Origin of the sequence: Pseudomonas sp. S07E 245 (genome assembly GCF_019599025.1) — a bacterium.
Lineage (GTDB): Bacteria > Pseudomonadota > Gammaproteobacteria > Pseudomonadales > Pseudomonadaceae > Aquipseudomonas > Aquipseudomonas shirazensis.
Genome location: NZ_CP080625.1, coordinates 3,201,311 through 3,213,112, shown reverse-complemented (window position 1 = coordinate 3,213,112; position 11,802 = coordinate 3,201,311). Strand labels below are relative to the sequence as shown.

The 11,802-nt window shown below is 61.5% G+C and carries 12 protein-coding genes; 6 read left to right on the top strand and 6 right to left on the bottom strand.

Going from position 1 to position 11,802, the window contains the following annotated elements; genetic code table 11:
- Positions 1–76: 76 nt before the first annotated feature.
- The gene (locus K3F44_RS14785) at positions 77–1,600 is read right to left on the bottom strand and encodes a fumarate hydratase (protein WP_220632496.1); all 1,524 of its coding nucleotides are present in this window, start codon (positions 1,598–1,600) and stop codon (positions 77–79) included.
- A gap of 236 nt (positions 1,601–1,836) precedes the next feature.
- On the opposite strand from K3F44_RS14785, the gene K3F44_RS14780 reads away from it, so the two are divergent.
- Positions 1,837–2,757 carry an iron-sulfur-binding ferredoxin reductase gene (locus tag K3F44_RS14780; RefSeq protein WP_220632495.1) on the top strand — a complete coding sequence of 307 codons (921 nt, stop codon included), beginning with the start codon at positions 1,837–1,839 and terminating at the stop codon, positions 2,755–2,757.
- Between the two features lie 298 nt (positions 2,758–3,055).
- Here the strand turns inward: K3F44_RS14780 and pyk are convergent, their stop codons facing one another.
- Complete coding sequence (gene pyk, locus K3F44_RS14775) at positions 3,056–4,510, bottom strand: pyruvate kinase (RefSeq protein ID WP_101321958.1); 1,455 nt, start codon at positions 4,508–4,510, stop codon at positions 3,056–3,058.
- 181 nt (positions 4,511–4,691) lie between these two features.
- Here pyk and K3F44_RS14770 point away from each other — a divergent pair, with 181 nt between their 5' ends.
- The 3 genes from K3F44_RS14770 to sbcB all read left to right on the top strand — a co-directional run bounded on the left by K3F44_RS14770 (position 4,692) and on the right by sbcB (position 7,079).
- The gene (locus K3F44_RS14770; RefSeq protein ID WP_101321957.1) at positions 4,692–5,072 is read left to right on the top strand and encodes a hypothetical protein; all 381 of its coding nucleotides are present in this window, start codon (positions 4,692–4,694) and stop codon (positions 5,070–5,072) included.
- 124 nt (positions 5,073–5,196) lie between these two features.
- Positions 5,197–5,559: a PilZ domain-containing protein gene (locus tag K3F44_RS14765; protein ID WP_101321956.1), complete on the top strand. Its 363-nt coding sequence runs from the start codon at positions 5,197–5,199 to the stop codon at positions 5,557–5,559.
- An 89-nt stretch (positions 5,560–5,648) separates the two neighbouring features.
- Positions 5,649–7,079: an exodeoxyribonuclease I gene (sbcB, locus tag K3F44_RS14760; RefSeq protein WP_220632494.1), complete on the top strand. Its 1,431-nt coding sequence runs from the start codon at positions 5,649–5,651 to the stop codon at positions 7,077–7,079.
- Between the two features lie 66 nt (positions 7,080–7,145).
- Here sbcB and mvaT read toward each other — a convergent pair whose 3' ends face one another.
- Positions 7,146–7,523: a histone-like nucleoid-structuring protein MvaT gene (gene mvaT / locus K3F44_RS14755; RefSeq protein WP_101321954.1), complete on the bottom strand. Its 378-nt coding sequence runs from the start codon at positions 7,521–7,523 to the stop codon at positions 7,146–7,148.
- A gap of 300 nt (positions 7,524–7,823) precedes the next feature.
- On the opposite strand from mvaT, the gene purU reads away from it, so the two are divergent.
- A complete protein-coding gene (gene purU / locus K3F44_RS14750) occupies positions 7,824–8,675 on the top strand; it encodes a formyltetrahydrofolate deformylase (RefSeq protein ID WP_101321953.1) in 852 nt (283 codons plus the stop codon).
- A gap of 15 nt (positions 8,676–8,690) precedes the next feature.
- On the top strand, positions 8,691–8,930 hold the full coding sequence (locus K3F44_RS24845) for a hypothetical protein (RefSeq protein ID WP_101321952.1): 240 nt from the start codon (positions 8,691–8,693) through the stop codon (positions 8,928–8,930).
- Here the strand turns inward: K3F44_RS24845 and K3F44_RS14745 are convergent.
- From K3F44_RS14745 to K3F44_RS14735, 3 genes are read right to left on the bottom strand one after another with little or no spacing between them, the layout of a single operon-like run.
- Positions 8,833–9,828 carry a lysylphosphatidylglycerol synthase transmembrane domain-containing protein gene (locus K3F44_RS14745; protein WP_101321951.1) on the bottom strand — a complete coding sequence of 332 codons (996 nt, stop codon included), beginning with the start codon at positions 9,826–9,828 and terminating at the stop codon, positions 8,833–8,835. The two genes, K3F44_RS24845 and K3F44_RS14745, sit on opposite strands and share 98 nt — an antisense overlap.
- The gene (locus K3F44_RS14740; RefSeq protein ID WP_220632493.1) at positions 9,825–10,589 is read right to left on the bottom strand and encodes a DUF2334 domain-containing protein; all 765 of its coding nucleotides are present in this window, start codon (positions 10,587–10,589) and stop codon (positions 9,825–9,827) included. Before K3F44_RS14740 ends, K3F44_RS14745 begins: the two co-directional genes overlap by 4 nt.
- Positions 10,582–11,703 carry a glycosyltransferase family 1 protein gene (locus K3F44_RS14735; RefSeq protein WP_220634191.1) on the bottom strand — a complete coding sequence of 374 codons (1,122 nt, stop codon included), beginning with the start codon at positions 11,701–11,703 and terminating at the stop codon, positions 10,582–10,584. The genes K3F44_RS14740 and K3F44_RS14735 overlap by 8 nt, the downstream gene beginning before the upstream one ends.
- Positions 11,704–11,802 lie beyond the last annotated feature (99 nt).

The following is an 11,802-nucleotide window of genomic DNA, read 5'->3' as shown; positions in this document are numbered from 1 at the left end:
CCAGGCTGCGCCAAGGCCTGACATGTGAAAACAAAACGCCCGGCAAATGCCGGGCGTTTTATTGACGCAGTGAAGGTTACTTCACTTCAACCGCCAGGCTCTGGGCAATCTTGCTCTGCCACAACGCAGGCCCAGTGATATGCACTGACTCACCATTGCTGTCGACCGCAACGGTAACCGGCATGTCTTTGACCTCGAACTCGTAGATCGCTTCCATGCCCAGTTCGGCAAAGGCCAGCACTTTCGATTTACGAATCGCCTGAGCGACCAGGTAGGCAGCGCCACCCACGGCCATCAGGTACACCGCCTTGTTGTCCTTGATCGCTTCGATCGCAGTCGGGCCGCGCTCGGATTTGCCGATCATGCCCAACAGGCCGGTCTGCTCGAGGATCTGCCGGGTGAACTTGTCCATCCGCGTGGCGGTGGTCGGGCCGGCCGGGCCGACCACTTCGTCACCGACCGGATCGACCGGGCCGACGTAGTAGATGAAGCGGCCTTTCAGATCGACCGGCAGCTCTTCACCGCGGTTGAGCATCTCGACCATGCGCTTGTGCGCGGCGTCGCGGCCGGTGAGCATCTTGCCGTTGAGCAGGATGGTTTCGCCTGGCTGCCAGCTGGCGACTTCTTCCGGGGTGATCTCGTCGAGGTTGACGCGGCGCGCGCTTGGGCCGGCTTCCCAGACGATTTCCGGGTAGGCGTCCAGCGACGGCGCTTCAAGCTCTGCAGGACCGGAGCCGTCAAGCACGAAGTGGGCGTGACGGGTAGCCGCGCAGTTGGGGATCATGCACACCGGCAGCGAAGCGGCGTGGGTCGGGTAGTCCATGATCTTGACGTCGAGCACGGTAGTCAGGCCGCCCAGGCCCTGGGCGCCGATGCCCAGCTGGTTGACCTTGTCGAACAGCTCCAGGCGGATCTCTTCGATGCGGTTCTGCGGGCCACGGGCCTTGAGCTCATGGATGTCGATGGATTCCATCAACACTTCCTTGGCCATGACCGCAGCTTTTTCGGCAGTACCGCCGATGCCGATGCCGAGCATGCCAGGCGGGCACCAGCCAGCGCCCATGGTCGGCACGGTCTTGAGCACCCAGTCGACAATCGAATCGGACGGGTTAAGCATGGCCATCTTCGACTTGTTCTCGGAGCCGCCGCCCTTGGCTGCGACGTCGACTTCCAGCTTGTCGCCTGGCACTACCGAGTAGTGGATGACAGCTGGGGTGTTGTCCTTGGTGTTCTTGCGCGCCCCGGCCGGGTCGGCCAGGATCGAAGCACGCAGGACGTTCTCCGGCAGGTTATAGGCGCGGCGCACGCCCTCGTTGATCATATCGTCGACGCTCATGGTGGCGCCATCCCAGCGCACGTCCATACCCACGCGCACGAACACGGTGACAATACCGGTGTCCTGGCAGATCGGGCGGTGGCCTGTGGCACACATGCGCGAGTTGATCAGGATCTGCGCGATCGAGTCACGGGCAGCCGGCGATTCTTCACGCAGGTAGGCTTCGTGCATCGCCTGGATGAAGTCAACGGGGTGGTAGTACGAAATGAATTGCAGGGCATCGGCGACGCTCTGAATCAGGTCGTCTTGCTTGATCACGGTCATGCAGCGCGCTCCTCTTGAAGACGGGAACATCGGTAAAAGGCTTTTCGACCACCAGCGTGGCGAAACGCCTGGCAACGCGGCGGCAGGTCAGGCCGACGCAAAAAAGGCGCGGCAGTATAGCGCGCATACCGGTGCGACACACCACCGCATGCGCGGGACCAAGGTCTGAAGCGGGTTGGCAGTGATGTTGCGTGTGTTCTGTACAATACCCGTATAACCCCGGAGGCCTCTGAACCATGCCCGATGTCTACGTAGGCGCGCAGCGAATCAGCGTGCCTGCCGCCAGCAATTTGCTCGATGCCCTCAATGGCGCAGGCTTCAATGTGCCCTACAGTTGCCGCGCCGGCAGCTGCCATGCGTGCATGGTGCGCTGTGTGGATGGCGCTGTAGCGGACGCTTTGCCCGATGCGCTGCCCGTGGCCAAGCGTGAGCAAGGTTGGCGCCTGGCCTGTCAGTGCAGCGTGCTGGGTGACCTGCAGGTGGCATTGTTCGACCCGCGTCTGGACGGTCTGCCTGCCAGCGTCTGCGCGATGGACTGGCTGGGCGAGGTGTTGCGCCTGCGTTTGTTGCCGGAGCGGGCGTTGCGCTATCGCGCCGGTCAGCATCTGTTGTTGTGGCTCGGCGGGGTCGCACGGCCTTATTCGCTGGCGAGCCTGCCGGGTGAAGACGATTTTCTGGAGTTTCACATCGACTGCCGGCGCCCTGGAGCTTTCTGCGATCAGCTACGGCGGTTACAGGTGGGAGACAATCTGCGCCTGGGCGAGCTGCGTGATGGTGCTTTGCATTACGACCCGGACTGGCAGGCCCGGCCGCTCTGGTTGTTGGCCTCCGGCACCGGCCTTGCGCCGCTCTGGGCCGTTGCCCGTGAGGCCCTGCGTCAGGGGCACACGGGTGAAATCAAAGTATTGCATGTAGCTGCCAGTGACGCCGGCCATTATCTTGCCGACGCCCTGCAGGGTTTGCCCGGGCTTGCAGTTGAACAGGTGCTCGCCGAGCATCTGGACAGTGCGTTGGCTCAATTGCGGCCGACATCGCGCCAGACCATGGCATTGCTCTGCGGCTCGCCGAGCAGCGTCGAGCGTTTTGCCAAACGCCTGTTCATCGCCGGCGTACCGCGTAACCAGGTCCTGGCCGATGTGTTCGTCGAACACGCCTGAGTCACTGCGGTGTATACAGCTGCGCGGTAGCGATCCGGTAACGCCGGGTATCAGTGAAATCAACCTGGCCAACCAGCGCTGCTACATCGAGGACCCACCAAGCAACGGCCGACCCAGCAAAAGCTGCCTGATAAATGAATTAAACGGTGCCAGGCGCAAGCTCCTTACCCGGCACGTTGCACTCGGTCTCTGAAACCGCCCCTGACGTTCTGGCAGCGCCATGGCCTGACGTAGGCAAAAAAAGACCGCTCCGGGGAGCGGTCTTTCCTGATGGCCTGAAGTTGCTACAACTTAGGCATCAACCAACCAGCGGATCACCGACGTGCAGGATCTTCATGCCATTGGTGCCACCGATGGTGTGGTAGCTGTCGCCTTTGGTCAGGATCACCCAGTCGCCTTGCTCAACCAAACCGCGCTGCAGCAGCTCGTCGACGGCCGCCTGGCTGACCTTGTCGGCCGGCAGCGAGGCCGGGTCGAACGCGATCGGGTAGACGCCACGGAACATCGAGGCACGTGCCTGGGTCGCGCGGTGCGGAGACAGCGCGTAGATCGGCACATGCGAGCGCAGGCGCGACATGATCAGCGGGGTGTAGCCACTTTCGGTGAGGGCGATGATCGCCTTGACGCCGGGGAAGTGGTTGGCGGTGTACATCGCCGCCAGGGCGATGCTCTCGTCGCAACGCTCGAAGGTGGTGTGCAGACGGTGGCTGGAGCGCTGGTTGGTCGGGTGCTTTTCAGCGCCCTGACAGATCCGCGCCATGGCCTGTACGGCTTCGATCGGATAAGCACCGGCAGCACTTTCAGCCGACAGCATCACCGCATCGGTGTTATCCAGCACGGCGTTGGCCACGTCGGAAACTTCGGCGCGGGTCGGCATCGGGTTCTGGATCATCGACTCCATCATCTGGGTCGCGACGATCACCGCTTTGTTGTTGCGGCGGGCGTGCTGGATGATCTTCTTCTGGATACCGATCAGCTCGGCATCGCCGATTTCCACGCCGAGGTCGCCACGGGCAACCATCACGGCGTCGGAGGCAGCGATCAGGGCGTCGAGGGTTTCGTCGTCGGCAACCGCTTCGGCGCGTTCGATCTTGGCCACCAGCCAGGCGCTGCCGCCGGACTCGTCACGCAGTTTGCGTGCGTATTCCATGTCCTTGGCATCACGCGGGAAGGACACGGCCAGGTAGTCCAGGTCCATCTCGGCAGCCAGCTTGATGTCGGCCTTGTCTTTCTCGGTCAGGGCCGGTGCGGTCAGGCCGCCACCTTTGCGGTTGATACCTTTGTGGTCAGACAGCGGGCCGCCAACCAACACCACACAGTGCAGGGAGTCGGCGGTAGCGGTCTCGACGCGCATGACCACACGGCCATCGTCGAGCAGCAGCTCGTCGTTCACGCCGCAATCCTTGACCAGGTCGGGGTAGTCGATGCCGACGATATCCTGGTTGCCTTCGGTCAGCGGGTGCACGGTGGAGAAGGTGAACTTGTCACCGATCTTCAATTCAATGCGCTTGTTGCTGAACTTGGCGATGCGGATCTTCGGACCCTGCAGGTCGCCCAGCAGTGCGACGTGACGGCCGTTCTTGGCGGCGATCTCACGGATCAGGCGGGCGCGAGCCTTGTGCTCGTCCGGCGTGCCGTGGGAGAAGTTCAGGCGGGCAACGTCGAGGCCGGCAAGGATCAGTTGTTCGATCACTTCTGGCGAGTTGCTGGCAGGGCCAAGGGTGGCAACGATTTTGGTACGGCGGATGGTCATGCATAGACTCCTGTAGTGAAGCGCAGCGAGAGGCTACTCCTCAATTGCGCTGTAGTCATTGTTCCGTTGCACTACCTTGCGTCTTGCGGGGGTGGCATTTGTACGGTCGCGCTATGCTTGCAAAAGCGTGTGAAGATTTGCCGCGTCGGGCCGATACACTGCCTATCAAAGGAGAATCCCCATGCGAACCCTGATCGTTCTGGCGATTGCCGCCAGCGTCGTTGGCTGCACCCGTTGGTCGATGGACCATCACCTGAACAACGCCTACCGCGCCTATGATCGTGGCGATTGCCAGCGGGTGATGCTCGAGCTGTCCCAGGTCGATCGGACCAGCCGCGCGCGGCCGTTCATCCATCCTGAAGTGGCCCTGCTGCGTGGCCAATGCCTGGAGCGGCAAAAGCTCTACGTCGATGCTGCGCAGACCTACGAGTACCTGGTTCAACGCTACCCGCAAAATGAGTACGCCTACCGCGCCCGTGCGCGTCTGCTGACGCTGGAAAAGCTCGGCCACTATCGCCAGCCTGCCGTGGCCAGTCCGGTGCACACCACGCCTTGGCGCTAATACCAAGGTGTCATTGATTTCACGAGATTCGCCACAGCGGCTGGGCTAAGCTGTATCTTAGCTGTAACAGCAACCGCCAGTACCTCGTATTCCTGGCCGCGGAAACGGGACACTACCTGTCATCATGTTTATCCAGCGCCACATCCAGCGTCACCAGTTGCCTTGTGTACTCAAGGTCTACAACCGCTTTACCGATCAGCAGATCGGCTACCTTGGCAATGCCTCCGAAGACGGTTTGATGCTGATCAGCTCGCTGCCGGTGCTGGTCGGGCCCGACTACGAACTGCAGCTGCGCGTGCCCTTGCCCGGCGGCGCCTGGCAGTTTATCAACCTGTCGGCAAGCTGCCTGTGGTGCCGCGAAGACCAGACGCCCATGCATTACGACTCAGGCTTCATGCTGCTACAGGCACCGCGCGAGTACGATGAGTTCGTGCATTCATTGCGTGACTTCTTCAGCTTCCGCCCTGCCGCCAACGCTTCTGCCTGACCCTGGCGACACATTCTGCCTGCTTTAGAGGTGCGAACTGCCCGCCCGGGCCGCTAGACTCACGGTCGACCTAGCTACAGGACGAACCCGTGAGCTCCAGCATCTTCTGGCACGACTACGAAACCACTGGTATCAACCCGCGTTGCGACCGGCCGTTGCAACTGGCGGGGCTGCGCACCGACTTCGACCTCAATGAAATCGAAGAACCGGTCAATCTGTTCTGCCAACCGTCGGCAGACATCCTGCCGCATCCAATGGCCTGCCTGGTCACCGGCATCACCCCCGAGCAACTGGCCAGCAATGGCCTGTGTGAAGCCGAGTTCATGACCCGTGTGCACGAGCAACTGGTGCGGCCTGGCACCTGTGGCGCCGGCTACAACACCCTGCGCTTTGACGACGAGGTGACCCGTTACAGCCTCTATCGCAACTTCTTTGACCCCTATGCTCGCGAGTGGCAGGGCGGCAACAGCCGCTGGGATCTGATCGATGTGGTGCGCACGGCCTATGCCCTGCGCCCTGAAGGCATCGTCTGGCCGCAGCAGGACGGGCGCACCAGCCTGCGTCTGGAATTGCTCAGCAAAGCCAATGGCATCGATCATGGGCATGCTCACGAAGCGCTTTCCGACGTGCGGGCGACCATCGCTCTGGCGCGATTGATTCGGGATAAACAGCCAAAGTTGTATGACTGGTTATTTCAGTTGCGCAGCAAGCATAAAGTCATGGAGCAGATTCGGCTATTGCAGCCATTGGTACATATTTCCGGGCGTTTCTCCGCTGAGCGAAATTACCTCGGCGTGGTACTGCCGCTGGCCTGGCATCCACGGAACCGCAACGCATTGATTGTGTGCGACCTGCAGTTGGAAAGCTCTCCGCTACTCGATGAAAGCGCCGAAACATTACGCAAGCGTTTGTACACTCGGCGTGACGAATTGTCCGACATGCAATTACCGGTGCCGCTCAAGTTGGTGCAAGTCAACCGCTGCCCGGTACTGGCACCGCTGTCGGTATTGCGCCCGGTTGACCAACAACGATTGGGGATTGATCTGTCCCTGCTGCAAGCACGCGGCGAGCAACTGGCACAGCAACAAAACGTCTGGCAAGACAAACTCGCCGCGATTTACAGCGCCGAAGAATTTGGCGCAAGCGACGACCCCGAGCAGCAGTTATATGCAGGCTTTATTGGCGACCGTGACCGCCGTCTGTGCGAACAGGTGCGCGTGGTCGACCCGGCGCAACTTGGCCGATCACAATGGATGTTCGATGATCCACGGCTGCCTGAACTGTTATTCCGCTACCGGGCGCGAAACTTCCCCGAGACCCTGGATGAGCCAGAGCGACAGCGCTGGCTGCAGTTCTGCCAGCAACGTCTTGGCGACCCTGCGGCGGGCGCGCCGATTACCCTGGAGGGTTTCGAAAAGGCCCTGCAAAGCGCATGGGCAACAGCTGACGAAGGCGGGCGGCAGGTACTGCTTGCCTGGCAGCAGCATGCCGAGAAACTGCAGCAGTCGTTTGTACTGTAATGTGTCCAGACAATAAAAAACGCCGGCAATAGCCGGCGTTTTATTCAAGGCAGCAAAGCGGACTTATCAGTCCAGCAGGGTTGCCCAGCCTTCAACCACATCGCCACCCCATTTGGCTTTCCATTCTTTCAGGGTCTTGTGGTTGCCGCCTTTGGTTTCGATAACTTCACCATTGTGCGGGTTCTTGTATTGCTTGACCTTGCGCGCACGCTTGGTAGTGGTGGTCTTGACGCCGCCACGTGGGGCCTTGCTCAGTTTCGATTCCGGGTCGAGCAGGGCAATCACATCACGCAGCGATTTGGAATATTCGCCCATCAGGGTGCGCAGCTTGCCTTCGAATTCCAGCTCTTTCTTCAGCTTGTCGTCTTGCGACAGGTTGGCCAGACGAGCTTGAAGTTCTTTGATGGCTTCTTCTGTGGCGCGGTATTCGTTGATCAGAGACATGAAGTGTTCCTTAATAGTGCATGTACAGGGAGTCAGTGGGCTAATAATAGACAGCCGCTAGTCTCAAGTAAACAATAATCAAGGCACGCTCGCTTAAATAGGCGAGTGTTAACAATGTATTCAGGTTAAGAAAAATTTACATATCACTGGCGGCGTCCGCCGCTGTCATGCTCGGCGCCGCAGCGATGGCTGAACAATTGCTGCGCGGCGCGGCCCGTACGGCAGCTGCTGATGATTACTGTGTTTTTTCTGCCAGCTCGCTAGAATATGCGCCTTTGCGAAGTTCCTGGAGTCTCATTCATGCGCACCTATCGACTGGTGATTGCCTGCCCCGACCGTGTCGGCATCGTGGCGAAAGTCAGTAATTTCCTGGCTCTGTACAACGGCTGGATTAACGAAGCCAGCCACCACTCGGACGAGCAGAGCGGTTGGTTCTTCATGCGCCATGAGATCCGCGCCGAGTCATTGCCGTTTGGGATCGAGGCCTTCCGTGAAGCATTCACGCCGATTGCCGAAGAATTCTCGATGATCTGGCGGGTTACCGACTCGGCGCAAAAGAAGCGCGTGGTGCTGATGGCCAGCCGCGAATCGCACTGCCTGGCGGATCTGCTGCATCGCTGGCATACCGATGAGCTGGACTGTGATATCCCTTGCGTGATTTCCAACCATGATGACCTGCGCAGCATGGTCGAATGGCATGGCATCCCGTTCTACCATGTGCCGGTCGACCCGAAAGACAAGCAGCCGGCGTTTGCCGAAGTCTCGCGTCTGGTCGAAAGCCATGGTGCCGATGTCGTGGTGCTGGCGCGCTACATGCAGATCCTGCCGCCACAGCTGTGCCAGGCCTATGCCGAAAAAGTGATCAACATTCATCACAGCTTCCTGCCTTCGTTCGTCGGTGCCAAGCCTTACCACCAGGCCGCCCTGCGTGGCGTCAAGCTGATCGGTGCGACCTGTCACTACGTCACCGAAGAGCTGGATGCCGGCCCGATCATCGAACAGGACGTGGTCCGCGTCAGCCATGCCGACAGCATCGAAGACATGGTGCGTTTCGGTCGCGACGTGGAGAAGATGGTGCTTGCCCGTGGCCTGCGTCATCACCTCGAAGACCGTGTGTTGGTGCACGGCAACAAGACCGTGGTGTTCGACTGAGAGGAGGGCAGGCCAATGGCGGATCCACTCGACAAGGCCGCGGCCAGTGCGCTGCCGACGCTGGGTGAGGGCTGCCTGGCTCGCTTCGATCCTGACGCCATGAGCGACGAGCACGGCACCGAGTTTGTCGGTGCCGCCGAACTCTGGCGGCAGCTGCTCAATCCATTTGCTGACGGCGCCAGCGCTGGAGTAGCGGTCGCCCCAGCAGGCAGACAAACACCGGCCCCCCGGCCAGTAGGTAAAAGTAATAAGTAACAGCGCGCCAGAGCAAGATCGCCGCTGCCGCCGTCGAGCTTCCCACCAGTGGTGTCAACAAGCTCGCCGATGTCAGTTCGGCAGCGCCGGCCCCGCCCGGCAACAGGCTGAACTGACCAGCACTCAGCGCCAGCATCTGCACCAGAAAGCTGGGTATCCACGCCAGCTCCACGCCAAGCCCGCGAATCACCAGATACAGCACGCTGAAGCGCAGGCTCCAGTGCAGGCACGTCAGGCTGAATACCAGCGCTAACGTACGTTTTGGCAGCCGCCAGGTCTGCGCCAAAGCCTTGATGAAGCTCAGCAGCTTGCGCGCCCAGCGGCGCCGACGTTTTTCGCCCATGCCGACCCTGCGCAGCAGGCGGCCATTGAGCCGCATGATCTGCCGCCGATAGCGCAGCAACAGTACGATCAGCACCAAGGCTGCACACAGCATCATTGCGCTGCCCATGAGCATGCCTTGTTGGCTGCGGCCCAGGCTGTGGCTGAGCGCGTAGCCGGCAACGGCGAGCATGGCGCAGAAGAAAAACAGCAGATCGTTCAATTGATCGATAGCGAACACCGCGCCGCTGCGGGCCGCACCGATGCGCTCGCGCGCCAACAGCGCCATCAGCGCCAATGGCCCACCGCTACCGCCTGGGGTGGTGCAGATGGCAAACTCGGTGGCCATGATCACCCCAAGACTGCGCCAACGCCCCAATTGCGCACCTTGCTCACCCAGCAGCAGGCGCAGACGTGCCGCATTGATGATCCAGCACAGCAGGATCATCCCCAGCAGGGTCGCCATCAGGCTCGGGGAGAAGCTCTGCAGTCTGGGCAGTAGCTCGGCGCCGCCGAGCAATGCCGGCACCAGCAGGGCCAGCACCAGGGCCAGCCCAAGCCAGGCATAGCGCTTCATGCCGCGACCTGGCGGTCCAGCCAGGCTGACTTGGTCAGAGGCTCGCGGCCTTGTTCGATGAGCGTTTTCAACGTTTGCAGCCAGTAATCGCGAGAGCTGCGATGGCGCATGTCGACTGGGTGCAGGCCCAGGCGCAAGGTTGGCGCACTTTGCCAGCGTTGCAGCTGCGAATTGCACAGTGCCCGCGACAAACCCCGACGCCAGGCACTGCGGGCGCTCCAGACCAGGCCAGGTGCGTCTATCGCGGTGAATTCTGGTAACCGGTAGAGGTGCTGAGGCGTGCTGGTGTAGCGCAATGGCAACTGGCGCAGGGCCTGGCGGGTGCCCTCGCTCATCAGCCAGGCCGGGGCGACGAAGCCCGCCACCGGCCAGCCCTGGCTATTGAACAACTGCAGGCCCGCTTGCAGGCGCTGCAACGCCTGAGCTTGTTCCAGCGCATAAAATTCACCTTCATGCGTATAGATCCGGCGCATGAAGAAGTCCCGCGGCGTGCGTGGCGTCGGCCCGAGGTCGGCGTGGTAATAGCCATGTAGCGCCAGCTCGTCGCCCTGCTGCAGGCGCCAATCTAGCAGACGGCAGAAGGTCGGCGAGCGCTCTAGGGCATTGCGCTGATGAAAGTCGGGCACCACCAGCCAGGTCATCGGCACGTTGCCCAGCTGGTCGACCGCCTCGACAAACGGCTGGTAGTCAGGCCAGGTCTCCGGCGCCACGTCGTGCAGCACCAGCATCACGCTGCGCTGCTCGGTAGTGTCCTCAAGCATGTGCACGCACCAGTGGCTGATGGCCGAGCACGGCTTGGTAGTGCTGCAGCAGGCCGTTGACCACGTTGTCCCAAGAGTAATGCTGCTCGACATGCCGGCGTGCCTGCTGGCCAAGCCGGCGCACGCCGTCCTCGAATACCTCGCGTACGGTGGCGGCCATGGCCTGGCCGTCGTTTGGCGGGCACAGGCGGCCACATTGCTCGGTGACTATTTCGCTGAACGCGCCGGCGCGCACTGCGACAACCGGGGTGGCACAGGCCATGGCTTCGAGAATGACCAGGCCAAAGGTTTCCTGATCACCGGCATGCACCAGCAGGTCGGCACTGGCCATCAGCCGCGCGACTTCCGGCAAGGGGCAGAAGTGATTGATCACGCTGACGTTGGCAGGCACGTTGCTGGGCATGGCCGAACCCACCAGCAGCAGGTGATAGTGAGGGCCGAGGTGACGCATGCAGTCGAGCAATACCGGCAGGTTCTTCTCGCGCGAGCCGCGCCCGGCAAACACCAGCAGGCGGGTGGTGTCGGGGATCCCCAGTTCAGCCCGCAAGCGGTTGTCGCGCTGCTCCGGGTTGAACGTGCTCAAATCTACGCCCAGCCGCTGCACATGCACGTCGCGCACGCCCAGCCGACGCAGTTTGTCGGCCATCAGCTGGCTTGGCGCCAGGACCCGGTCGAAGTTGCCATAGAGCTTGCTGACGTAGGCCTCGACGTTGGGCGTGAACCAGTTGCCCATGCGATTGCCCACCAGCAGCGGCAGGTCGGAGTGATAGAAGCCGATTACCGGCACATCCAGCTTGCGCCGCGCTTCCAGCGCTGCCCAGGCAGTCAGATACGGGTCGCCGACTTCGATCAGATCAGGCTGCAGCTCGCGCAACACCTTGCACCACGGCGCCAGGCGGACCGGGAAGCGATAGCCCTTGCCGAACGGCAGTGGCGGGGACGGCACCCGGTAGACGCCATCGGCGTGGCTGGCGCTGGCGCCAGGGATCAGCAGGCTGTGGTGAACGCCAGTCATGGCGTCGAGACGGCGGTGTTTGGCATCAAGATAGGTACGCACGCCACCGCTGGCGGGTGCGTAGAACATGGTGATGTCGGCAATGTGCACGATCAGCATCCCTCCGGGGATCGACTTCAGGTCTGTCATGCGCGGTAACAAAGCGGCGATGACATGCCTAGAGGTTGACCTTCAGGAAGAATAGTTTGTTCGATCGAG

What these genes read in the sequence shown, in the direction of transcription:
- K3F44_RS14745 (WP_101321951.1), bottom strand. Translation starts at nt 9,828, where the DNA reads ATGAAGCGCTATGCCTGGCTTGGGCTGGCCCTGGTGCTGGCCCTGCTG.
- K3F44_RS24845 (WP_101321952.1), top strand. Translation starts at nt 8,691, where the DNA reads ATGGCGGATCCACTCGACAAGGCCGCGGCCAGTGCGCTGCCGACGCTG.
- K3F44_RS14780 (WP_220632495.1), top strand. Translation starts at nt 1,837, where the DNA reads ATGCCCGATGTCTACGTAGGCGCGCAGCGAATCAGCGTGCCTGCCGCC.
- mvaT (WP_101321954.1), bottom strand. Translation starts at nt 7,523, where the DNA reads ATGTCTCTGATCAACGAATACCGCGCCACAGAAGAAGCCATCAAAGAA.
- K3F44_RS14785 (WP_220632496.1), bottom strand. Translation starts at nt 1,600, where the DNA reads ATGACCGTGATCAAGCAAGACGACCTGATTCAGAGCGTCGCCGATGCC.
- pyk (WP_101321958.1), bottom strand. Translation starts at nt 4,510, where the DNA reads ATGACCATCCGCCGTACCAAAATCGTTGCCACCCTTGGCCCTGCCAGC.
- purU (WP_101321953.1), top strand. Translation starts at nt 7,824, where the DNA reads ATGCGCACCTATCGACTGGTGATTGCCTGCCCCGACCGTGTCGGCATC.
- K3F44_RS14765 (WP_101321956.1), top strand. Translation starts at nt 5,197, where the DNA reads ATGTTTATCCAGCGCCACATCCAGCGTCACCAGTTGCCTTGTGTACTC.
- K3F44_RS14740 (WP_220632493.1), bottom strand. Translation starts at nt 10,589, where the DNA reads ATGCTTGAGGACACTACCGAGCAGCGCAGCGTGATGCTGGTGCTGCAC.
- K3F44_RS14735 (WP_220634191.1), bottom strand. Translation starts at nt 11,703, where the DNA reads ATGCTGATCGTGCACATTGCCGACATCACCATGTTCTACGCACCCGCC.
- K3F44_RS14770 (WP_101321957.1), top strand. Translation starts at nt 4,692, where the DNA reads ATGCGAACCCTGATCGTTCTGGCGATTGCCGCCAGCGTCGTTGGCTGC.